The organism is Povalibacter uvarum (genome assembly GCF_014202975.1).
Taxonomy (GTDB): Bacteria; Pseudomonadota; Gammaproteobacteria; order Steroidobacterales; family Steroidobacteraceae; genus Steroidobacter; species Steroidobacter uvarum.
Genome location: NZ_JACHHZ010000008.1, coordinates 118,341 through 140,255, shown reverse-complemented (window position 1 = coordinate 140,255; position 21,915 = coordinate 118,341). Strand labels below are relative to the sequence as shown.

Genomic DNA, 21,915 nt, shown 5'->3' with positions numbered 1-21,915 from the left:
GCCTCGGCCGGGTGCCGCCCCTCACCTTCATGCCGAGGCGAGCAAGCGCTGGAAAGTCTACTTTGGAGTTGTGTCCTTGACGGGGGAGCTTACGGCGGAAGTATGAGTACGCCCAACAAACCGTTCCAGAGGACGCGTTCAAAGCAACGCGCCTCTGAACGGTGGCGTTAGGCATCAGAAATGCGGATCAGCAACGTCGTCGGACTGCTTGGAGGGATGGCTTTTACCGCCACTGGCCTTTTCTGCTTGGTGGCTTTCGATTGCCGCACGTCTCTAATCTTTCCGATCACAGCTTCAAAATCCCTCAAGCCAATCGTTGAAGAGCCATTTGCTCTATCGTGCTGCGAGTGCGTGGTGAGCCCAAGCGGTGTGCTTTGGTTGGCTTGCATTGCTGCAATGGTGTTCATGATTTCCGGCGCTCTGGCATCGCGCATAGGCGAAACAAAGTCGCCTGGACGCGGGGCGTTGGCAGTGGGTTTGGTGTTCGGCGCGACACTTCTTCAAGCCGCAACATCAGGAGGCGAAATTGACGTTGCGCAGACGACACTAATTGGCGTCGGAGCATTGCTTGGAGCAATTGCATGCGCGTACGGTGCTGCTTATCTAGCAATACGCAATGCCCAACAAGCGCATCAACACTGCACGCAATGCGTGCCCGACTGGCAAAGTCCTTCGTCCATCGTGGAAGACAATCTCGATCGGATTCGGCAACGCCACTTGGACTTCATGCAGGCACGACTCGGTAGTTCGGAGGGCGACGTCGAGCGAGATGAAATCCCCGAACGCTACCTTGGCTTCGGTGTAGCGCTGGGAGCAGCGGTCGGCGTGGCTATGGGTACCGCTTTCGGAGTTGCTCTCGGCAACTTGGCGTGGGGCATTGGCTTCGGTCTTTGCATTGGCGCCGGCGTTGGCATCGCACTCGGTGCTGTGCGGGGCAACAAGCAGGCCTAGACGGGTGCGCTAGCGGCGGTTCGGGGCGTTCACTCGAACGCCTCGCGCGCTCGGTCTTTCGCCAAGGATGGAAGGGCGCGGAAGCGCCCGGAAGGTCTCGTGGTGCCGGTAGAGGGAATCGAACCCACACACCCTTTCGAGTAACGGATTTTGAGTCCGTCGCGTCTACCAGTTCCGCCATACCGGCACGCTGGAAACCTTCGCCCATGGAACGGGCACTTCCGTCCACCGGCAGGCCGATGGACACCGGTCGCTGAGGGAGCCGGTCGAAGGGGGCGGAAGTATAAGGAGCGTCAGGGTGTCTGGCTACCGGGCGCGCGCCTCCGGAAGATTTTCCGGGTACCTGCGACCTTTTCCCGGGCCGTGGCATCTATAAAGCCACGATGTCGCAATTCATGGGGATACAGGTTTCTCCCGAGACCATCCGCGCTGCCGCGCGGGGGGAGAACGCCGCTCATGAGGCGATCTATCGCGAGTGCAGCCGGGCGGTCTATTCCCTGATCCGCCGGCTGATTACCAACCACGCAACGGCCGACGATCTGCTTCAGGACGTGTTCGTGGAAATTCTGCGCAGCATCGGGACCTACACGGGTGAAGGTGCCTTCGGCGGCTGGATACGGACGATTGCGGTCAACAAGTGCCTGATGCACCTGCGTTCGCCCTGGCATCGCAATTTCTTTGGACTGGATGCGGACGACGATGAGTCCGCGACGTTCGTGCCCGTCGACCCCGGGCCTCGTCCGGATGCGCAGCTTGCGGTCGCGGATCTGGAGCGCGCGCTGGCGACGCTGCCGCCACTGACTCGCAGCGTCGTGCTGCTGCACGACGTCGAAGGTTACAAACATCACGAGATCGCCCGATTGATGGGGCGGTCGACAGGGTTTTCCAAATCACAGCTGGCTCGAGCCCATGCGCGCCTGCGCAAAGTGCTCGATCCGGATGTGCCGGAGACGCATCGAGAGAATCTGCAATGCACGCCGATATCCAACAACTGCTGAGTCTGCGCGACGGTGAACCCGTCGATGCGGATGTCATGCGACACGTAGAGAACTGCACCGTGTGCGGAGGCGAACTCGCTCGGCTTGTGCGAATGCAGTCGCGATTGCAGGCGTTGCCGCCGATCGATCCCCCTGCGATGGCGTGGGAGCGCATCGATATCCGGGTGCGTGAAGCGTCATCGCCGCAGCCTCGGCGTGTGCCTTGGGCAATCGCGGCTGCGGTTGCGGTGACGGTGGTCAGCGGTCTGCTCGTGCGTGAGGTCGACACCGTGAGCGAAACCGCTCCGGTCGCCATCGTGTCGACGCAGGAACAATCGCCGCCGGTAGCGACCGCGATTCCGCTGGAAGCGCTGGTGGCGCAATCGCAAGAACTCGATGAATTGCTGCTCTATCTGCCTCAGCGTCCGGCGGTCGAGCGCGTGTCGATGGCTGCGACGATCGACACGATCGAGCAGCGCGTGCAGTGGCTCGATCAGCAGCTGTCGTATGCGTCGGACACGGGCCTCAACGAGGAGCAGGCATATCAGCTCTGGCGTGAGCGGGTGGATCTGATGGATTCGCTGGTCAAGGTGCGCTATGCCGAAGGTCGCAGTCTCTCTTTCTGAAATGTCATTCGAGGTGCGGAGAATCCGATGAATACGAAAAGATCACGACCCGGATCGATCGCAGGGATTGCGGGTGGGCTTTCGCTCGCGTTGCTGGCGACACTCGCCGGCGCTGCCGAAGTCGAGAAGACCGAGCCGAATCGCGCCGACATGCAGCAGAAGCTCGAAGCCGCGCAGAAGCGACTCGATGCAGCGGCCCGCGAAGTTGCCGATCTCAGCATGTCGATCTCCGGTGATGTGATGCCGCGCGTAGTGCACGCTCATCGCATGATGGCAAGCCGTGCCGTTCTCGGTATCAACGTCGGCGGACGCGAGAACGAATCCCGCCAGGACGGTGTGGTGATCCAGAGCGTCAGTCCGGGCGGAGGCGCGGCCGACGCCGGTCTGAAGGCAGGCGATGTGCTCACCGAGATCAACGGCAAGGCGTTGAAGCAGACGGGTGACGAGTCTCCGCGCAGTCTGCTGCTGGAGGGGATGCGCGCTGTGAAGTCGGGCGACAAGGTCGCGGTGAAGTATCAGCGCGACGGCAAAGTGGCGAGCGCCACAGTCACAGCCCAGGAGCCCGCGGACAGATTGTTCAATCTGAGGGTTCCGGGGCCGCCCGGTGCCCCGATGCCGCCGATGCCGGCGTTCGCCTTCTCACGACTCGATGGCGTGTTCGGTGCCGCGGAGTTCGTGAAGCTGACGCCGAAGCTGGGTCAGTACTTCGGAACCGAGAAAGGTCTGCTCGTGGTACGCGCTCCCCGCGATTCGAGACTCAAGCTGGAAGAGGGTGACGTGATCGTCGACATCGATGGGCGGGTGCCTTCGAGTTCGTCGCACGCGATGCAGATCCTGAGTTCGTACGAGCCGGGCGAGAAGCTGCAGCTCAACGTGCTGCGGATGAAGAAGAAGCTGACCGTCGACGTCACGATCCCGGAAAACGCGCGGGGCAGCTGGGAACGTCGCCTCGACCCGGATGAAGATGTGTTCATTCCGGCCTCGCCTGTTGCGGCGGCAGTACCGGCAATGAGCATCGCGCCAGTGTCGGTCACCCGGCCGATGCCCGCGGCGGGAGCGGAAGTTCACATCATCACGGCAGAGGAGCCGCTCTGAGGGTTTCCTGCTGTGGGTCCGGCTTCAGCCGGACGTCATGCCGAAGGCATGCCTTGCTCCGTCACTCCCGCGCACGCGGGAGTCCATCCTGTTTCCCAGAAATGGACTCCCGCTTTCGCGGGAATGACTGGAATGCGACGGCATGCTTCGCACTACCCCGTCCCCGTCCGGGAAACGCCCGGTCCCCAGCCAGCCGCTTTCCTGATACCGTTCGCGCCGCATGCGGCGCAGCGACTTTGCCTACGAACTTCCCACTGAACTCATCGCACAGCGACCCGCGTTGGAGCGGTCGGGCAGCCGACTGCTTCATCTGCGGCGCGACGGTGCGATCGAGGATCTCCAGTTCGTCGACCTGACGCGTCTGCTGCGTCCCGACGATCTGCTCATCTTCAACGACACTCGGGTCATCCCGGCGCGCGTCATTGGCGCCAAGCCCACCGGTGGTCAGGTCGAGATACTCCTCGAGCGCATTCTCGAAGGGCAGCGGATCCTCGCGCACGTGCATGCGAGCAAAGCCTTGCGAGCTGAAGTGCCGGTGCATCTGCCCGGCGGTGTCGAAGCGCGATTCATCGGTCGGCACGACGATCTGTTCGAGCTGGAGCTGAGCGGCGACCCGCTCGAATACTTCGAGCGCAACGGATCGATGCCGCTGCCCCCGTACATCGAACGCACGACCGAGTCGGACGACGCGACGCGTTACCAGACCGTCTATGCAAAGGAGGCGGGCGCCGTGGCGGCACCGACGGCAGGGCTGCACTTCGACGATGCAATGATCGAGCGGTGCAAGCGGGCGGGGATCCGCACTGCTTACGTGACCTTGCATGTCGGTGCCGGGACGTTTCAGTCGATCCGTGTCGACGATCTCGATCAACACCGCATGCATCGCGAACGGGTGCGCGTCGACCAGGATGTCTGCGATGCAGTGGCGGAAACCCGCAAGCGGGGCGGACGCGTCGTTGCCGTCGGCACGACCGTGGTGCGAAGTCTGGAATCGGCGTCGGCTTCCGGGACGCTCCAGCCCTTCAATGGTGAAACTCAGCTGTTCATCCGGCCGGGCTATCGTTTCCGGTCCGTGGACGCGCTGCTCACGAACTTCCATCTGCCCGAGTCGACACTCCTGATGCTCGTCTGTGCCTTTGGTGGGTATGAGGCCGTATTGCGGGCCTATCGGCACGCTGTTATCCAGCGCTACCGGTTTTTCAGTTACGGCGATGCCATGTTCCTGGAAAAGTCCGAAACCTAAAGTCCCGGTCTCTCGCATACAATCTCCGCCCCACGTCGCGCCCGCGCCCCTCCATGCCCCTGCAATTCGATCTTCTGAGCACCGATGGCACAGCCCGGCGAGGCCGTCTGACTTTTCCACGCGGAATCGTCGAGACGCCGACGTTCATGCCGGTCGGTACTTACGGGACCGTCAAGGCCATGACGCCGGAGGAGCTCACCGGCATCGGCGCGCAGATCATCCTGGGGAATACCTTCCACCTGATGCTTCGCCCGGGCATGGAAGTGATGCGGGCTCACGGCGGCTTGCACCGCTTCATGCACTGGCAGGGACCGATCCTCACCGACTCCGGCGGCTTCCAGGTTTTCAGCCTCGCGACCCTGCGCAAGATCACCGAGGAGGGCGTGAACTTCCGTTCGCCCGTGAACGGCGATCCCATCATGCTCACCCCCGAGCGCTCGATGCAGGTGCAGCGCGATCTCGATTCGGACATCGTGATGATTTTCGATGAGTGCACGCCGTACCCGGCGACGGAGAGCGAAGCGAGAAAATCGATGGAGCTGTCGTTGCGCTGGGCGGCGCGCAGTCGCGCTGAGTTCAACCGGCTCGAGAACCCGCATTCGCTGTTCGGTATCGTGCAGGGCGGCATGTACGATGCGCTGCGGCGTGAGTCGATTGCTGGCCTGACGCAGATCGGATTCGACGGCTATGCCATCGGCGGACTCGCGGTCGGCGAGCCGAAAGCAGAACGCGAGCGTGTGCTGGAGGCGATCGAGAAAGATCTGCCGCGCAACCGGCCGCGCTATCTCATGGGCGTCGGTACACCGGAAGATCTCGTTGAGGGCGTCCGGCGCGGCGTCGACATGTTCGATTGCGTCATGCCGACACGACACGCGCGCAACGGTCATCTCTTCACGTCGACAGGTGTCGTGAAGATCCGCAATGCACAGTACGAAGCGGATACCCGACCGCTCGATGAAAACTGCGGCTGCTACACGTGTGCCAACTACACCCGCTCGTACCTGCGGCATCTCGACCGTTGCAGCGAGATCCTCGCCGCGCGGCTCGGCACCATCCACAATCTCTTCTTTTACCTGTCGCTCATGAAGTCGATCCGCGGCGCCATCGAGCAGTCGCGCTTCGATGCATTCGCTGCCGAGTTCTATGCGCAGCGCCGCGGTACAACGGAAGTCGAGCCGATCGCCGGTGCGGTCGAGGACGAATAATGCTGTCCGATCTGCCTACCGCTCCGTGGTTCCGCCGCGTTCTCGTCGCGGGCCTGATCCTCGGCATCGTGTTGCTGACCTTCACGGTCCTGCAGCCGTTCATCGTGCCGCTGATCTGGGGCGCCATTCTTGCGTACGTGAGCTGGCCCTTGCAGCAGCGGATGATTCGCTGGATGCGCGGACGCGTCGGCCCCGCATCGCTCGTGACGACGTTGATCGTGTCGCTCGCCATCGTCGTCCCGCTGGTCTGGCTTGCCCTGATGCTGAGAGTGGAGGCCATTTCGGCGTACGCGACAGTACAGAATTTCCTGGCCTCGAAGCCGCAGTTGCCGGCGGCAATCCGCGACCTGCCCTGGATCGGCCAGGTCGCGCAGGAAACGCTGCAGCAGATGTCGCAGGACCCGAAGGCGATCGGGCAGCAGTTCGTGCTGCTCATGGAAGAATCTTCCGTCGAGGTCACGCGACTGATCGGTGGTGTCGGCCGCAACGTCGCGAAGCTGTTCTTCGCCGTGCTGTCTATGTTCTTCCTGCTGCGTGACGGACCTCGCCTGTTGCACGATGCACGCGCAATTCTCGAGGGCATCCTCGGTCCGACGGTTCGAGACTATCTCGAGGCGATTGGTGCGACGACCCAGGCCGTCGTGTACGCGCTCATCCTGGGCGCTCTTGCACAAGGCGCGGTTGCCGGAATCGGCTACTGGATCTTCGGCATCAAGGCGCCCGTGCTCGTCGGCGCGGTCACGGTGCTGGTTGCGCTAATTCCGTTCGGCGCGCCGCTCGTGTGGGGCTCGCTCTCGATCTGGCTCATCGTCAGCGGCAACGTCTGGCCCGGCGTCGGCCTCATGCTGTGGGGACTGTTGCTGGTCAGCTGGGTCGACAACATCGTGCGTCCGCTCGTCATATCGAACGCGACTCGCATGCCTTTCCTGCTCGTCGTTTTCGGTGTGCTGGGCGGCGTGCTGGCCTTCGGCCTCGTCGGTCTCTTCATCGGGCCGGTCTTGCTGGCCGTGTCGCTCGCGATCTGGCGGGAGTGGCTCGAACAGCACCAGAAACCGGAAGGCGAAGTCGTCAGCTGAGGATCCGCGAACGGAGTTTCACACGGAGATCACGGAGATCGGATTTTTCGTTCTCTCTACCTCCGTGTACTCCGTGAACTCCGTGTGAAATTCCTATCTCTCTACTTCCCGGCCTTCAGCAGCACCTTGTCGATGCGGACACCGTCCATGTCCATGATCTCGATCTTGAGATCGCGCCACGTCAGTGTGTCGCCGGCCTTCGGGATGCGACCGAGTCGCGCGAGGACGAATCCCGCGACGGTGTGATAGTCACGGCCGACCATGTCGCGACGACCGAGCCGCTGCTGCAGCTCCTCTATCGACAGATGGCCGTCGACTAGCCACGAGCTGTCTTCTCTCTGCAAGGCCTCAGGACGCTCGCGACTGCCGAGTTCAGGTAGTTCGCCCGCGATCGCCTTGAGAATGTCGATGGGCGTCGTGATGCCTTCGATCTCGCCGTATTCGTCGGTGACGATGGCCAGGTGCGTGCTCGATTTCTGGAACTGATCGAGCATCTGCAGCACCGAGAGCGAATCGGGAATGTGCAGCGGGGGCTGCAGGTCGCGTTCGGCGTCGAGACGTCCGCGATGAACGACTTCGCTCAGGTCCGCGAGCGAGATCATGCCGAGGAGGTTGTCGAGCTTGCCGCGCGCGACCAGGAATCGCGCATGGCCGCTTTCCTTCGCCTGCTGCCACAGCGATTCGAGCGGTTCTTCCAGATCGAGCCAGATCACGTCCTGACGCGGCACCATGATCGAACCGACCTTGCGATCGGCGAGGGCCATCACGCCTTCGAGCAACCGGCGCTCGGAAGCCAGGAACACGCCCGCGTGCGTGCCTTCCGCGACCAGTGCCCGAACGTCGTCTTCCGTCACCGCCCCCTGCGAAGCGGAGGAGACCGGCAGGATCTTCAGGACCAGGTTGACCGAACCCCGCAGCAACCGGACCGGATACGCCATGATCTTCGCGAACACTCGCATGACCGGTGCCACGAACATCGCGAGCGACTCCGCGTGCGTAAGGGCAACGCGTTTGGGCACCAGCTCCCCGACGATGAGCGAGAAGAAGGTCACGAGGACTACGATGATGCCGAATGCGACATCGTCAATCTCGATGTAGGGGATGGCGATGCCATAGCCGGTCAGCACCCCGGTGAGCCAGGACTGGAGCGCGGCGCCGCTGTACATGCCGGTCAGGATGCCGATCAGGGTAATCCCGATCTGGATGGCGGAGAGAAACACGGTCGGGTCCTCGGTCAATGCGAGAGCCGACTTCGCGCCGGACCGCCCCTGTTCGGCGGCGGCCTGCAGGCGGGTGCGCTTGGCGGACACGAGCGCCATTTCCGACAGCGCAAAGAACCCGTTCAGGAGAATCAGCAGGAGGATGACGACTATTTCACCGGTGGGCATTGAAGCGACCTGTGGGTAACCCCATGGCCCGGCAGTGTACCCAAACCGAGGCGCGGCGAGGGGAGGCGGGATTAGGGCCCGCGAAGGCCGCGTGTATAATGCGCCGCTCATTTGGGCCGGGCTTCCGCGCCGGACCCATTTTCCTTCCAGTTTTGAACAGGGGAATCCTAGATGGATTGGCTGATTTCGACCGCTGCGGCCCAGGCGCAAGGCGCCGCGGGGCAACCGAACGCGCTGATGCAGTTCCTGCCGCTGATCCTGATCTTCGTCGTCTTCTATTTCCTGCTGATCCGCCCGCAGACCAAGCGAGCCAAGGAGCATCGCGAAATGGTCGCGGCGCTCGAAGTCGGCTCCGAAGTGGCGACCAACGGCGGCATCCTGGGCAAGGTCACCGCGATCAGCGATCAGTTCGTGACGCTGGAAATCGCTGACGGCGTCAACGTGAAGATCCAGCGCCACACGGTGGCACAGGTCCTTCCCAAGGGCACTTTGAAGAGCGCCTGATCAGGCGTCGGCGGTTCAGGTATGTACCAGTTCCCTACCTGGCGATACTGGCTTGTCGCCATCGTCATGATCGCGGGCATCCTGCTCGCGCTTCCGAACATTTTCGGCGACGACCCGGCACTCCAGCTGGCCCGCGAGGATCGCGCGGCCATCGATGCATCCGGAGAGCAGAAGGTCCGGAGCATTCTCGATGCGAAGCAGGTGCCGATAGCGGCCTCGCACATCCTTGAGGATCGGCTCGTCCTGCGGTTCGCCACGGTCGATGAGCAGCTCAAGGCACGCGATGTCATCACTGACGCCGCTGGCGAGGAATTCCAGGTCGCATTGACCAACGAGCCGCGCACCCCGTCGTGGCTTCGCTGGATGGGCCTCAAGCCCATGTCGCTGGGCCTCGACCTGCGCGGCGGCATCCACTTCATGTACGAAGTGGACGTCAAAGGAGCCGTCGGCCAGGCGCTCGAACGAATCGAGCGTGACATCCGCACGCAGCTTCGCGACCAGCGCATCGCATCGAACGTCGCCGCCCGCGACGGCACGATCCGCGTCACGCTCGTCGATGCTCAGAAGCAGTCCGAGGTCGCCTCGCTGATCCGCACGAGCGATCCGAACCTGACGGTTACTACCGAAGGCTCCGCCGATGTCATCGTGGCGATGACGCCGGATCAGATCCGCCAGCGCCAGAGCTTCGCCATCCAGCAGAACATCACGACGCTGCGCAATCGCGTGAACGAGCTCGGCGTGTCTGAACCGATCGTCACGCAGCAGGGCATCGACCGGATCGTCGTGCAGCTCCCTGGCCTCCAGGATCCGAACCAGGCCATCCGCATCCTCGGCGCCACCGCGACGCTCGAGTTCAGGATGGTGGATGAAGCCAATGATCCGTACGCCGCCGAACAGTCGAAGCGCGTGCCGATCGGCTCGAAGCTGTATCAGCGTCGCGAAGGCGGCCCGATCCTCCTCAAGCGCGACATCATCGTTTCGGGCGATCAGCTGACGGATGCGACATCCGCTTTCGCCGAAGGTCTGCCGGCGGTCAGCGTCCGCCTCGATGATCGCGGCGGCAAGGAAATGCTGAAGACGACCCAGGCTCACCTGGGCCAGCGCATGGCCGTGGTCTACATCGAGAAGAAGCGTCTCGCACCGGGCGAGACCTGCAAGGGCGTCCGCAGCGGCGACCAGTGCACCGAGGAAGAAGTGATCAACGCCGCGACCATCCAGGGCGTCTTCTCTTCGAACTTCCAGATCACTGGCCTGCAGCATCAGGAAGCGCAGGAACTGGCGCTGCTGCTTCGCTCGGGTTCGCTCGCGACCGCGAACTACCTGGTCGAACAGCGCGTGATCGGTCCGAGCATGGGCCAGGACAACATCCAGAGCGGTTTGCGGGCCATGATGATCGGCATGGCGCTCACGTTCGTGTTCCTGATCCTGTACTACAGGGCGTTCGGCGCCATCGCCTGCGTCGTTCTCGCCGCGAACGTGATCCTGCTCGTCGCAGTGATGTCGCTGCTTCAGGCTTCGCTTTCGCTGCCAGGTATCGCGGGTATCGTTCTGACGGTCGGCATGGCCGCGGATGCGAACGTGCTCATCTACGAACGTGTGCGAGAAGAATTGCGGCTGGGCAATACGCCGCAGGCGTCCATCAACGCGGGCTTCGACAAGGCCTTCTCGGCGATCGCCGACTCCAACATCACGACGCTGATCGTCGGTATCGTGCTGTTCGCATTCGGTACCGGCCCGATCAAGGGTTTCGCGGTGACGCTGGTCATTGGTATCGCCACCTCGCTGTTCACGGCCGTCGTCGGCAGCCGTGTCCTCATTCAGCTGATCTGGGGCCGCCAGCGCAAGCTCGCTGCGCTGCCGGTCTAATCGGGGTCCGCCATCATGGAATTTTTCCGCAAGACACCGAACATCGGGTTCATGCAGAACCGCGTGTGGTGCTACGGCATCTCAGCGGTGCTGATCCTGGGCTCCATCGTCCTGCTCGCCCTGCGCGGGCTGAACCTGGGCATCGACTTCACTGGCGGCGTGATCGTCGAAGTCGGTTACACGAACAGCGTCGATCTCGACAGAGCACGCGATGCGACGGAAGCCGCGGGCTTCCGCGATCCGGTCGTGCAGACGGTCGGCAGCTCGCGCGAAATCATGGTGAAGGTCCTGCCCAAAGAGGGCGAAGACATCAACCACGTAGCGGAGCGAATCGTTGCTGCGCTCAAGACCGTCGATGCGAGCGCACAGTTGCGACGCACGGACGTCGTCGGATCGCAGGTCGGCGGAGAGCTGGCGGAGAAGGGCGGCCTCGCGCTGCTGTTCTCGATGATCGGCATCCTGATCTACGTCGGCATCCGCTTCGAGAAAAAGATGGCGACGGGCACGGTGCTCGCCGCGCTGCACGATCCGTTCGTGATTCTGGGCTTCTTCGCGCTGACGCAGATGACCTTCGATCTGTCGGTGCTCGCGGCGGTGCTGGCGGTGATGGGTTACTCGATCAACGACACGGTCGTGGTGTTCGACCGCGTTCGCGAAGTCTTCCAGAAGATGCGCAAGGCATCGCCCCTCGAAGTCGTCAACGCTGCCGTCAACCAGACGCTGTCGCGTACCTTGATGACCAGCTTCTCGACCCTGTTCGTCGTGACCTCGCTCTACATCGTCGGCGGCGAATCCCTCAAGGGCTTCTCGATGGCGATCATCATCGGCGTCGTCGTCGGCACGTTCTCCTCGATCTTCATCGCAGCCGCCCTCGCGCTCGACATGAAGCTCAAGGCGACCGACCTCATGCCGCCGCAGAAGGACACGTCGGAGCTCGACGCGATACCGTAAGGAGAAGCGGTTAGCGGTTGGCGGTTGGCGGTTGGTTCAGAACCAGAAAAGCCGTCGCCAGCCGCGCGCAGATCTCCATTTCTGCTCTCCTCTTAACTAACCGCCAACCGCCAACCGCTAACCGCCAACCGCTTCTCCTTATGCTCGTCTGGATCGGTTTCTTCGCCATCTTCCTGAGTGTGCTCGTACTGGACCTGGCGGTCCTGCATCGGGAGTCGCGCACCATGAGTGTGCGCCAGGCGCTTGGCTGGACTGTCGTGTGGATCTGCGTGGCGATGGCGTTCGGTGGGCTCGTTTACGGGCTCTACGAGTATCACTGGTTTGGGTGGCGACCTGACCCGGGAGCGCCCGGCGGCACGCAGGCATGGCTGGAGTACGTGACGGGCTACCTGCTCGAGTGGTCGCTGTCGGTCGACAACATCTTCGTCATCGCCGTGATCTTCACGTACATGAAGATTCCGGCGCAGTACCAGTATCGCGTGCTGTTCTGGGGCATCGTCGGCGCAATCGTCCTGCGTGGTGTGATGATTGCCGCGGGTGCGGCGCTCATCCATGCGTTCGACTGGATGTTCTACGTCTTCGGTGCCGTCCTGCTGCTGTCAGCGGCGCGAATGCTGAAGAGTGACGAGGAATTCGATCCTTCGACGAGCGTGCTCGTGAAGATCTCCCGCCGCATCTATCCCCTGACCGACAACCTCGACGGCGACCGGTTCTTCACGACGGTGAACGGGGCGAGGGCGGCGACACCGCTGTTCGTCACGTTGCTGCTGGTCGATTTCGCGGACGTCGTGTTCGCGGTGGACTCGATCCCGGCGATCTTTGCCGTGACCAAGGATCCGTTCATCGTCTTCACGTCCAATGCATTCGCCATCCTCGGCCTGCGCGCCATGTACTTTGCGATTGCGGGCCTGATGGTCATGTTCCGCTACATCAAGTACAGCCTCATCTTCATCCTCGCCTTCGTCGGCGTGAAGATGATGCTCCATCATCATTTGCAGATTCCCCATGCCCTGTCCCTGGGCATCATCGTCGCATTCCTCGCCCTGGGCGTCCTTGCATCGCTCTGGGTGTCCCGCCGGGAACAGCAGGGCCAGTCAGGCGGTTAGATCAGTCCGGCGGTTGACCCGGCGGCGAAGGTCTTTTTTCGCCGGTCGCGTCCGGCGGTTACCACCTTAGGCTATTCTCGCCCCGCACCGTATTCCCCGGAGGATTTGAATGGAGATGCTGGCGGATCCGCAGGTCTGGCTCGCGTTCGTGACCCTGACCGCGCTCGAGATCGTTCTCGGTATCGACAACATCATCTTCATTTCCATCCTCGTGGGCCGGCTGCCGCCGGCGCAGCGAGCCCGGGGTCGGACCATCGGCCTTGCGCTCGCGATGATCACGCGCATCCTTCTGCTGCTGTCGATCACCTGGGTGATGAACCTGAAGGCCGAACTCATCCGGATCAGTGAAGTCGGCATTTCCGGCCGTGACCTGATTCTCATCGGCGGTGGCTTGTTCCTGCTGGCGAAGAGCACGCTGGAGATTCACCACGGACTGGAAGGTGCCGAGGAAGAGGGCCGCGGCGGTGCGGTGCACTCGACCTTCTTCAGTGTGATCGTTCAGATCGCGATCATCGACATCGTCTTCTCGCTCGATTCCGTGATCACCGCGGTCGGCATGGCCGACCATGTGGAAGTCATGATCGCCGCCGTGATCGTGGCGGTGCTGATGATGATGTTCCTCGCCGGCCCGATCAGCGACTTCGTCGACAGGCATCCCACCATCAAGATGCTCGCGCTGGCGTTCCTGATCCTGATCGGCACGGCGCTGGTAGGCGAGGGACTGGGCTTCCATATCCCGAAGGGCTACATCTACTTCGCGATGGCTTTCTCGGTGGCGGTGGAGATGCTCAACATCCGGATGCGCGGCAAGCGGTCAGCCGAAGTGGATCCGGTGAAGCTGAGGAAGAAGCTGGACGACGATCCGACGAACTAGCGTCCGTCACTCCCGCGCACGCGGGAGTCCATGCCTTGGGCGCGATGCAGATGGATTCCCGCGTACGCGGGAATGACCGGACAGGTGAAGAATGAAAAAGGCCCGCTGCACCTCGAGGCGCAGCGGGCCTTTTCTTTCCAGCTTCTCTCGGCGTCTTACTTCTTCTGCTTCTCCAGCACGCTGTTGTGGCGGCTGTAGGTGAAGTAGATGACGAAGCCGACAACGATCCAGACGCTCATCCAGAGCCAGTTGTCGAGGAAGGCGCGCAAGAACAACCAGAGGCACGCCGCTGCGCCCAACGGGCAAATGAGCCAGGCGGCCGGAACGCGGAACGGTCGCGGCAGATCAGGTTTCGTGTAGCGCAGTACGAGCACGCCGACACACACCGTCGCGAACGCCAGCAGAGTGCCCATCGACACCAGGTCGCCCAGCACCTGCAACGGCAGCAGGCCAGCGAGCAATGCAGCCACTGCACCGACGAATACGGTGCCCTTGTAAGGCGTCTGGAAGCGAGGGTGAACGCGACCGAAGAACTTCCCGATCAGACCGTCGTGCGACATCGCGTAGAACACGCGCGTCTGGCCGATCATCATCACCAGGATCACCGAGCTGAGACCTGCGATGGCGCCGACCTCGACGAAGAACTTCAGCCAGGAAAGGTCGGAGTAGGTTTCGAGGGCGGTCGCCACCGGCTTCGCGGTGCCGAGGAGGTGATACGGCATGATGCCCGTCAGCACGCCTGACACTACGATGTAGACGAGCGTGCAGAGCGCGAGCGATCCCAGAATGCCGATGGGCATGTCGCGTTGCGGATTCTTGGCTTCGGACGCTGCGGTCGAGACCGCGTCGAATCCGATGTACGCGAAGAACACGACCGTGGCGCCGCGGATCACACCATCCATTCCATACTTGCCCGGGCCTTCCGCCGGCGGGATGAACGGCGTCCAGTTTTCGGGATTCACGTGGCGGATGGCGAACACCACGAACAGGAAGATCACCGTCAGCTTGATCGCAACGATGACGGCATTCACTGCCGCCGACTGCGAGATGCCCCGGTAGCAGAGCGCGGCGATGGCGACGACGATGATGATCGCGGGAATGTTGATGATGCCGCCCGTGGACGTGAGCGTGTGTCCCGCGAAGCTGAACGGCGCATTCGACAGCGCATCAGGCAGCGCGAGCGACGTGCCTATGAATCCTCCCAGCGATTCGAGCAGGCCGTTGAAATAGCCGCCCCATCCGACAGCAACTGTTGCGACAGCGACCAGATACTCCAGCACCAGCATCCAGCCGATGAACCAGGCGACGAGCTCGCCGAGCGTTGCGTATGCGTAGGAGTAAGCACTGCCGGAAACCGGCAGCATCGAAGAGAACTCGGCGTAGCAGAGACCCGCCAGCGCGCAGGCAAAACCGGCGATGACGAAGCTCAGCGTGATGGCAGGACCCGCGTGATTCGCGGCAGCCTGGCCCGTCATGACGAAGATACCGGCGCCGATGACCGCGCCGATACCGAGCAGGACGAGTTGTCGCGCGCTCAGTGCCCGCTTGAGTGTGCGGGCTTCCGGATTGGCGCTGTCCGCCGGCTCGCCCGCATCGACGTGCGGGTCGTTGCCGACCACTTTTGTTCTGAATAGATCCACGCGTTGACTCCTCCCCGAAACTGGCTCTTTCTGCGCACATTGGCGCGACTTTGCAGCAGCAGGCTGCACCGACCGTTCGACGCAGGCTCAGGCGTGCTCAGGCGCGAGACTCTAGCGGAGCAGTTGCGCAAAAGCGAGGCAGCACAGTGCGTGCTCAATCCCGCAAGGATTCAGGGACGTGTGGACCGAGCAATGTCAGGAGCGGCGTATACACCTTGGGAGTGCCGGCGATGATGTGCGGTTGCAGCTTGTAGTCTCCGCCAGTGAGCGTGCCGACCATTCCGCCGGCCTCGGTGATGAGCAGCGTGCCGGCTGCTGTATCCCAGGGCGACAGGCCGATCTCCCAGAAGGCATCGAGCCGGCCCGCGGCGACATAAGCAAGATCGAGCGCCGCGGAGCCAGGGCGGCGGATACCCGCCGTCTGCTGCATGACGGCCTTCATCATCGCCATGTAGTTGTCGAGCCAATGCAGGTTGGCGCGATAGGGAAAGCCGGTGCCGATCAGCGCGCCCTCGAGTCCGATGTGGCTGCTCACGCGGATCTTGCGACCATCGAGCTGCGCACCTTCGCCGCGTGAAGTCGTGAAGAGCTCCTGCCGCAGCGGATCGTAGACGACACCGTGTTCGATGCGGCCGCGACGCTGCACGGCAATCGACACGGCGAACTGCGGGAACCCGTGGAGGAAGTTGGTCGTGCCGTCGAGGGGATCGATGATCCAGGTGAATTCGCTTTCGCCGCCACGACCTTCGGTCTGGCCGCTTTCTTCGGCCAGCACGGAATGATCGGGGTAATGCTTGCGGATGGTCTCGATGATGTCCCGCTCGGCCGCCAGGTCGATCTCCGACACGAAGTCGTTCTGACCCTTGCGCTGGACGTCGAGGCGATGCAGCCGGTTCATGCCGCGAACGATGATTTCACCGGCCCGTCGGGCGGCACGGATGGCGATATTGAGCAGGGGCTGCATGGAAACCTCGGCGAGCGGGATTGGCAAAGAGCGGGGGACGAAGGGTGCGTCCCGGGGGTGCGTAGAATAGCATTGAGATCCCATGCCTATCCGCATCGTTCTCGTCGAACCCCAGCATCCCGGCAATATCGGAGCGGTCGCGCGCGCCATGAAGAACATGGGGCTGCGCGAGCTGCATCTCGTGAAACCGGCTCTGTTCCCGCATCAGGAAGCATCCGCACGCGCCTCGGGTGCGGACGACGTGCTGGACGCCGCGGTCGTTCACGAGCGCTTCGATCAGGCAATTGCTGATTGCGGGCTCATCGTCGGTACGAGCGCGAGGCAGCGCCATCTGCCATGGAGCATCGTCGAGCCCCGCGAGTGCAGTGCGCAGATCATCCAATCGTCGCGGGACCAGACTGCCGCAGTGGTCTTCGGCGCCGAGCGTACGGGCCTCACCAACGTGGAGCTCGATCGATGCCACCTCCTGATGACGATTCCGACAGCGTCGGAATACAGCTCGCTGAATCTCGCGATGGCCGTGCAGGTCGTGACCTATGAGTTGTGGCTCGCCGCGCGCCCTGGCGCACCGCCGCCGCCCGAACGCGATGTGCCGCTCGCAAGCGCCGAAGAGGTGTCGCGACTGTATGTGCATTTCGAGCAGGTGCTCGAAGAGATCGACTTCAAGGACCGCACGGGCGGCGGTCATCTGATGGCGCGCATCCGGCGGCTGTTCAATCGCGCACAGCTCGATCAGAACGAGATGAACATTCTGCGCGGCATCCTGACGGCAGTTCAGTCGCGCAGGCGGCCCGCGGGCAAGGTTTAGTCTGTATCGTTGCACCATCATGAGCTCACCCATCTATCTCGATTACGCCGCCACGACGCCGGTCGACCCCCGTGTGGCTGACCGGATGATCGAGTGTCTGCGGCCCGAAGGCGCCCACGGCAATCCATCCTCGGCGAGCCACGAGTTCGGCCGACGTGCGCGAGAGCTCGTCGAGAAGGCGCGCGTGCAAGTCGCGAATGCGATCGGCGCGAAACCGGCGACCATCGTCTGGACTTCCGGCGCAACGGAATCCGACAACCTCGCGATCCAGGGCGTGGCGCGATTCCATGCCGATCGCGGCCGGCACATCGTGTCCTCGAAAACAGAGCACAAGGCCGTGCTCGATGCGCTGAAGCAGCTCGAGCGCGAAGGATTCGATGTGACCTATCTGCGCCCGGGCGTGGACGGCATCGTTCAGCCCGAACAGGTGCGGGAAGCGCTGCGGCCGGACACGATCCTCGTGTCGCTCATGCACGTGAACAATGAAACGGGTGTGATCCAGGATGTGGGCGCAGTGGGGCGGCTGTGTCGCGAACGCGGCGTTCTGTTTCATTGCGATGCCGCGCAGTCCATCGGCAAAGTGCCCGTCGATGTGGAAGCGATGCAGATCGACCTTCTCTCGATGACCGCCCACAAGGCCTACGGGCCGAAGGGTGTCGGTGCGCTCTACGTGCGTCGCACGCCGCCTGTCGGGTTGCGGCCCATTCTGTTTGGCGGCGGCCAGGAGTTCGGACTTCGCTCGGGCACGTTGCCGACGCATCAGATCGTCGGCATGGGCGCGGCGTTCGAGCTGGCGATTGCCGAGAAAGACGAGGATGTCGATCGCCTGCGCAGCCTCCGTGAGCGTCTGTGGCAAGGCATCGCGAAAGTAGGGGATGTGGAGATCAACGCGGAATCGGCCGACCGCGTTTCGAACATCCTCAACGTCACGTTCCATGGCGTCGAAGGCGAGAGCCTGCAGTTTGCGTTGCGAGCGGTCGCGGTCTCGGCGGGCGCGGCGTGCTCGTCCGGATCCGATGAGGCGTCTTACGTGCTGCGTGCGCTGGGTCGAACGGATCAGCAGGCGCAGAGCTCGCTGCGCTTCAGCCTCGGCCGCTTCTCGACGACCGCGGAAGTCGAGACCGCCATTGCGGAAGTGCAGCGCGAGGTCGGCCGGTTGAGGCAGATCGCTTCGGGCTGACGGATGGCGCGGTATTCGCCCCTCGTGATCGATCACTTCGATCGTCCACGCAACTCAGGCCGGTTGCCGGCAGCGCCTGACGTGATCGAGGCTTCAGCGGGCAGTGTTGCGCAGGGCACGTCGTTCCATCTGAGTGCGCGTTTGTCCGGCGAAAGCATCATGGCGATGCAGTTCGAGGCCTACGGCTGTCCGCATTGCATTGCCGCAGCGTCGTGGACTACAGAGCATCTGGTGGGCAGCCCGATCGAAGCGCTGGCCCGGTGGGACTGGCGTCCAGTGGCGCAAGCGCTCGAAATCCCCGCGGAGAAGCGGGGGCGGATGCTGATCCTGCAGGATGCTGTGAAGTGCTTGGCTGAAATCGGCTTGCAGCCTCCGTAGAGTTTCGAGCTGAAGGCATGCCGATCCGGCATGGACTTCGCACTTGACTTGAACGCACCGCCCCTCAATCTTCATGGCTGCCGCTTAAGTTCGCTATCGACCGCCTATGTCCATCTCGCTGACCATCGCTGCCGCTGATCGTGTCCGTACCTTCCTGACCCGCCGCGGTCATGGCCTCGGCCTGCGCCTCGGGGTCAAGAAGACGGGGTGTTCAGGCTTCGCCTACGTCGTCAATTACGCGGACGATCTGACGGGCAATGACGTCGTCTTCGAGGATCAGGGCGTCAAAGTCATCGTCGACCGGGACAGCCTGGGCTTCATCGACGGCACCGAAGTCGATTTCGTGAAGCAGGGGCTCAATGAAGCTTTCCGCTTCCGCAATCCCAACGTGAAGGGGGAGTGTGGGTGCGGGGAAAGCTTCACCGTTTAGCCAGCTAGCCAGCCAGCTGGCCAGAGGGCGGAAGAGGGGCCGCGGGTCTTGCCGGGTCGCGGTTTCCTTGCTTCCCCTAACCCCTCGTCACCATTCGTTTTTCTTGCCGCCCGGGACCCCGGCGGGTAGACTTCGCCGCGCGCAAAACCCGCCCCAGTACTCCCTATAGCCAGCGCATCGGCGGGGCTGTCCTAATTCATTGTTTCATCGGCCGTTTTCCGGCCTTAGAGGATGACGATTCCCATGGCGCTTGAACGCACTCTTTCGATTGTCAAACCCGACGGTGTCCAGAAGAACCTCATCGGCGAGGTTTATCGCCGCTTCGAGCAGGCCGGTCTCAAGATCGTGGCCGCCCGCATGATGCATCTCAGCCTCGCGCAGGCTGAAGGTTTCTACGCCGTCCACCGCGAACGTCCGTTCTTCAAGGACCTGACCAAGTACATGAGCTCCGGCCCGGTCATCGTCCAGGTGCTCGAAGGCGAGAACGCCGTTGCCAAGAATCGCGAGCTGATGGGTGCCACGGACCCGAAGAAGGCCGACAAGGGCACGATCCGCGGCGATCTGGCTGCGAGCATCGAAGAAAATGTGGCCCACGGCTCCGATAGCGCCGAAAACGCCAAGATCGAGATCGCGTACTTCTTCGCGGCCGCGGATATTTGCCCGCGGACCCGCTGAGCTGACGACGGTCCGGGATTGGGTTGAACGAATCCCGGACCGAGCACTCCGACCAGAACTGCATGAACGCTGCGACCAACAAGACCAATCTCCTCGGGCTCTCGCGACCCGAGCTGGAAGCGTTCATCGCCGGAATGGGCGAGAAGCCGTTCCGCGCGCGCCAGCTGATGAAGTGGCTGTACAAGCGCGCCGAGAGCGATTTCGACCAGATGACCGACCTCGCGAAATCCTTTCGCGAACGACTGAAGGAAGTTGCCGAAGTCCGCACGCCTGAAATCCGCATGACCCAGGTGTCGACCGACGGCACGCGGAAATGGCTGCTGTCGATGGACACACTTCGCGGAAAGGGGCCGGCGCAGGCCGATGATCCCATCGATGCGAGCCAGGCGATCGAGATGGTCTTCATTCCCGAGCCCGGCCGCGGCACGTTGTGCATTTCCAGCCAGCTCGGCTGCGCGATGGATTGCACGTTCTGCTCGACCGCGCAGCAGGGATTCAATCGCAATCTGAGCGTTGCCGAGATCGTCGGCCAGGTGTGGCTGGCGAACAAGGAGCTCGGCTACGAGCCGGGCGGCAATCGCGTCATCACGAATATCGTGTTCATGGGAATGGGCGAGCCGCTGGCGAACTATCGCAACGTCGTGCCCGCGACCGAAATCCTCATGGACGATCTGGGATTCGACATCTCCCGTCGTCGTGTCACCGTCAGCACCTCCGGGCTCGTTCCGCAGATGCTGAAGCTCGCCGAAGAAACCAACTGTGCGCTGGCGGTTTCGCTGCATGCGCCGAACGACGAGCTGCGCGACGTGCTGGTGCCGATCAACCGCAAGCACAAGATCGCCGAACTGCTGGACGCCTGCTGGCAGTACGTCAACAAGCAGAATGCCCGCAGCATCACGTTCGAATACGTCATGCTCGACGGCATCAACGATCAGCCGGAGCACGCGTTCGAGCTCGTGCGCCTGCTCAAGGGCCAGCCCGCCAAGGTCAACCTGATTCCGTTCAATCCGTTCCCGGGAACGCAGTACCGCCGTTCCTCCGCGGCCGCGATCGAACGATTCCGCGACATCTGCAATTCGCACGGCGTCATAGCGACGACCCGACGCACACGCGGAGATGACATCGACGCAGCTTGCGGCCAGCTCGTGGGCCGCGTGCGCGACAGAACGACGGTTCGCCTGGGATCGAAACTCATTTCGGTGGCGGTGCAAACGTGATTCGAAAGGCATTGATCGCACTTGCGTCGATGGTGCTCGCGGCCTGCATGACCACGGACAACAACCTGTCCAAGCCGCAGCCGGAGAAAGCGTCCGACATCAACCTGGAGCTGGGTATCGACTATTTCCGCAAGGGCAACCTGGCCGCGGCGAAGGAGAAGATCGATCGCGCCGTCGAACAGAATCCGCGCAATGCCAAAGCGCAGGCAGCGTCCGGACTGCTGTATGACCGGTTGAACGAACCGAAGAGGAGCGAAGCGCACTTCGACAAGGCGGTTTCGCTGGATGGCAACAATCCCGAGATCCTGAACAACTACGCCGTCATTCTCTGCAAGCGCGGCAAGCATGCGAAGGGCGAGAAGCTCTTCGTGCAGGCCGCCTCGAATCCGCTCTACAAGACACCGGAAGTGGCGTACCTCAACGCCGGCAACTGCGCCCGAAGCGCCGGCGATCTCGCGAATGCCGAGGCGCATTTCCGCAAGGCGCTCGCGCTCAAGCCGCGATTCTCGGAAGCGCTCTATCAGATGGCCGATCTCGAGTTCCAGAACAAGAGCTACATGTCCGCGCGCGGCTTCATCGAGCGCTACCTCGTCGCAGGCCGGTCGACCCCGTCGAGCCTGTGGCTTGCGGTTCGCATCGAACAGCAGCTCGGCAACACGGCCGAAGCCAGCAAGTACAGCCAGCGACTGAAGCTGGAGTACCCGCAGGCAGCGGAAACGAAACAGCTCATCGAGTCCGAGCGGCATTCGGGATGAGTGTGG

General features: G+C 62.7%; 22 protein-coding genes and 1 tRNA gene. 19 read left to right on the top strand and 4 right to left on the bottom strand.

Annotated features, from left to right (window positions below; genetic code table 11):
* Window positions 1-180: 180 nt before the first annotated feature.
* A complete protein-coding gene (locus HNQ60_RS27125; RefSeq protein ID WP_184335957.1) occupies window positions 181-951 on the top strand; it encodes a hypothetical protein in 771 nt (256 codons plus the stop codon).
* 100 nt (window positions 952-1,051) lie between these two features.
* On the opposite strand, the gene HNQ60_RS27120 is transcribed toward HNQ60_RS27125, so the two are convergent.
* Window positions 1,052-1,138 (bottom strand) — tRNA-Leu (locus HNQ60_RS27120).
* 208 nt (window positions 1,139-1,346) lie between these two features.
* Here HNQ60_RS27120 and HNQ60_RS27115 point away from each other — a divergent pair.
* The 6 genes from HNQ60_RS27115 to HNQ60_RS27090 all read left to right on the top strand — a co-directional run bounded on the left by HNQ60_RS27115 (window position 1,347) and on the right by HNQ60_RS27090 (window position 7,173).
* Window positions 1,347-1,949 (top strand): RNA polymerase sigma factor, encoded by a 603-nt coding sequence (locus tag HNQ60_RS27115; protein ID WP_221304483.1) that lies wholly within the window; start codon window positions 1,347-1,349, stop codon window positions 1,947-1,949.
* A complete protein-coding gene (locus HNQ60_RS27110) occupies window positions 1,922-2,554 on the top strand; it encodes a hypothetical protein (RefSeq protein ID WP_184335951.1) in 633 nt (210 codons plus the stop codon). Before HNQ60_RS27115 ends, HNQ60_RS27110 begins: the two co-directional genes overlap by 28 nt.
* 27 nt (window positions 2,555-2,581) lie before the next feature.
* The gene (locus HNQ60_RS27105; protein WP_184335950.1) at window positions 2,582-3,649 is read left to right on the top strand and encodes a PDZ domain-containing protein; all 1,068 of its coding nucleotides are present in this window, start codon (window positions 2,582-2,584) and stop codon (window positions 3,647-3,649) included.
* A gap of 220 nt (window positions 3,650-3,869) precedes the next feature.
* Window positions 3,870-4,892 (top strand): tRNA preQ1(34) S-adenosylmethionine ribosyltransferase-isomerase QueA, encoded by a 1,023-nt coding sequence (gene queA / locus HNQ60_RS27100; RefSeq protein WP_184335949.1) that lies wholly within the window; start codon window positions 3,870-3,872, stop codon window positions 4,890-4,892.
* 53 nt (window positions 4,893-4,945) lie between these two features.
* A complete protein-coding gene (gene tgt, locus HNQ60_RS27095; RefSeq protein ID WP_184335948.1) occupies window positions 4,946-6,097 on the top strand; it encodes a tRNA guanosine(34) transglycosylase Tgt in 1,152 nt (383 codons plus the stop codon).
* Window positions 6,097-7,173: an AI-2E family transporter gene (locus tag HNQ60_RS27090; RefSeq protein ID WP_184335947.1), complete on the top strand. Its 1,077-nt coding sequence runs from the start codon at window positions 6,097-6,099 to the stop codon at window positions 7,171-7,173. Before tgt ends, HNQ60_RS27090 begins: the two co-directional genes overlap by 1 nt.
* 101 nt (window positions 7,174-7,274) lie before the next feature.
* Here HNQ60_RS27090 and HNQ60_RS27085 read toward each other — a convergent pair whose 3' ends face one another.
* Window positions 7,275-8,561 carry a hemolysin family protein gene (locus HNQ60_RS27085; RefSeq protein WP_184335946.1) on the bottom strand — a complete coding sequence of 429 codons (1,287 nt, stop codon included), beginning with the start codon at window positions 8,559-8,561 and terminating at the stop codon, window positions 7,275-7,277.
* Between the two features lie 171 nt (window positions 8,562-8,732).
* On the opposite strand from HNQ60_RS27085, the gene yajC reads away from it, so the two are divergent.
* The 5 genes from yajC to HNQ60_RS27060 all read left to right on the top strand — a co-directional run bounded on the left by yajC (window position 8,733) and on the right by HNQ60_RS27060 (window position 13,862).
* The gene (gene yajC / locus HNQ60_RS27080) at window positions 8,733-9,065 is read left to right on the top strand and encodes a preprotein translocase subunit YajC (RefSeq protein WP_184335945.1); all 333 of its coding nucleotides are present in this window, start codon (window positions 8,733-8,735) and stop codon (window positions 9,063-9,065) included.
* A 21-nt stretch (window positions 9,066-9,086) separates the two neighbouring features.
* Entirely contained in the window at window positions 9,087-10,931 is a 1,845-nt protein-coding gene (gene secD, locus HNQ60_RS27075; protein WP_184335944.1) for a protein translocase subunit SecD, read from the top strand.
* A gap of 15 nt (window positions 10,932-10,946) precedes the next feature.
* Window positions 10,947-11,882 (top strand): protein translocase subunit SecF, encoded by a 936-nt coding sequence (gene secF, locus HNQ60_RS27070; protein WP_184335943.1) that lies wholly within the window; start codon window positions 10,947-10,949, stop codon window positions 11,880-11,882.
* 140 nt (window positions 11,883-12,022) lie between these two features.
* Complete coding sequence (locus tag HNQ60_RS27065; protein WP_184335942.1) at window positions 12,023-12,988, top strand: TerC family protein; 966 nt, start codon at window positions 12,023-12,025, stop codon at window positions 12,986-12,988.
* A 109-nt stretch (window positions 12,989-13,097) separates the two neighbouring features.
* Complete coding sequence (locus HNQ60_RS27060) at window positions 13,098-13,862, top strand: TerC family protein (protein WP_184335941.1); 765 nt, start codon at window positions 13,098-13,100, stop codon at window positions 13,860-13,862.
* A 155-nt stretch (window positions 13,863-14,017) separates the two neighbouring features.
* Here HNQ60_RS27060 and HNQ60_RS27055 read toward each other — a convergent pair whose 3' ends face one another.
* On the bottom strand, window positions 14,018-15,502 hold the full coding sequence (locus HNQ60_RS27055; RefSeq protein WP_184335940.1) for an amino acid permease: 1,485 nt from the start codon (window positions 15,500-15,502) through the stop codon (window positions 14,018-14,020).
* A gap of 154 nt (window positions 15,503-15,656) precedes the next feature.
* Window positions 15,657-16,466: an inositol monophosphatase family protein gene (locus HNQ60_RS27050; protein WP_184335939.1), complete on the bottom strand. Its 810-nt coding sequence runs from the start codon at window positions 16,464-16,466 to the stop codon at window positions 15,657-15,659.
* Between the two features lie 82 nt (window positions 16,467-16,548).
* Here HNQ60_RS27050 and HNQ60_RS27045 point away from each other — a divergent pair, with 82 nt between their 5' ends.
* The 7 genes from HNQ60_RS27045 to pilW all read left to right on the top strand — a co-directional run bounded on the left by HNQ60_RS27045 (window position 16,549) and on the right by pilW (window position 21,909).
* Window positions 16,549-17,274 (top strand): RNA methyltransferase, encoded by a 726-nt coding sequence (locus HNQ60_RS27045; protein WP_184335938.1) that lies wholly within the window; start codon window positions 16,549-16,551, stop codon window positions 17,272-17,274.
* A gap of 19 nt (window positions 17,275-17,293) precedes the next feature.
* Window positions 17,294-18,454, top strand: a complete 1,161-nt coding sequence (locus HNQ60_RS27040) for an IscS subfamily cysteine desulfurase (RefSeq protein ID WP_184335937.1) — start codon at window positions 17,294-17,296, stop codon at window positions 18,452-18,454.
* Window positions 18,455-18,457: 3 nt separating this feature from the next.
* On the top strand, window positions 18,458-18,832 hold the full coding sequence (locus HNQ60_RS27035) for an iron-sulfur cluster assembly scaffold protein (protein WP_184335936.1): 375 nt from the start codon (window positions 18,458-18,460) through the stop codon (window positions 18,830-18,832).
* 106 nt (window positions 18,833-18,938) lie between these two features.
* On the top strand, window positions 18,939-19,262 hold the full coding sequence (gene iscA, locus HNQ60_RS27030) for an iron-sulfur cluster assembly protein IscA (RefSeq protein WP_184335935.1): 324 nt from the start codon (window positions 18,939-18,941) through the stop codon (window positions 19,260-19,262).
* Between the two features lie 243 nt (window positions 19,263-19,505).
* Complete coding sequence (ndk, locus tag HNQ60_RS27025; protein WP_184335934.1) at window positions 19,506-19,937, top strand: nucleoside-diphosphate kinase; 432 nt, start codon at window positions 19,506-19,508, stop codon at window positions 19,935-19,937.
* 62 nt (window positions 19,938-19,999) lie between these two features.
* On the top strand, window positions 20,000-21,154 hold the full coding sequence (gene rlmN / locus HNQ60_RS27020; RefSeq protein WP_184335933.1) for a 23S rRNA (adenine(2503)-C(2))-methyltransferase RlmN: 1,155 nt from the start codon (window positions 20,000-20,002) through the stop codon (window positions 21,152-21,154).
* The gene (gene pilW / locus HNQ60_RS27015; RefSeq protein WP_184335932.1) at window positions 21,151-21,909 is read left to right on the top strand and encodes a type IV pilus biogenesis/stability protein PilW; all 759 of its coding nucleotides are present in this window, start codon (window positions 21,151-21,153) and stop codon (window positions 21,907-21,909) included. The genes rlmN and pilW overlap by 4 nt, the downstream gene beginning before the upstream one ends.
* Window positions 21,910-21,915 lie beyond the last annotated feature (6 nt).